The sequence below is a fragment of the Mesorhizobium sp. M7A.F.Ca.MR.148.00.0.0 genome (assembly GCF_003997735.1).
Classification (GTDB): domain Bacteria; phylum Pseudomonadota; class Alphaproteobacteria; order Rhizobiales; family Rhizobiaceae; genus Mesorhizobium.
This window is the reverse complement of record NZ_RZTB01000690.1, coordinates 1-238: the sequence shown is the minus strand read 5'-3', so window position 1 is coordinate 238 and position 238 is coordinate 1. Positions and strand designations below refer to the sequence as shown.

Sequence of the window (238 nt, the reverse complement as noted above, 5' to 3'; positions counted from 1 at the left end):
ATTGCCGAGGCACGAAAGCTGTTCACCGAAAAATCCTATGCCGAGACCAGCACGCCGGAGATCGTCGCTGCCGCCGGCGTGACGCGCGGCGCGCTCTATCATCACTTCGCCGACAAGCAGGCGCTGTTCGCCGCCGTGGTCGAGCAGGAGGCGATGGCGGTGGCTGAGGAGATCGAGCGCGCTTCGCCGCCATCGCTCAATGCCCGCGACGCGCTCATTGCCGGCTCCGACGCCTATC

1 protein-coding gene is annotated in these 238 nt (G+C 66.4%); it reads left to right on the top strand.

The genetic code is table 11. From position 1 onward, the window contains the following. The coding region (locus EOB49_RS35860) for a helix-turn-helix domain-containing protein (protein ID WP_164782029.1) at positions 1 to 238 on the top strand (238 nt) is incomplete at both ends.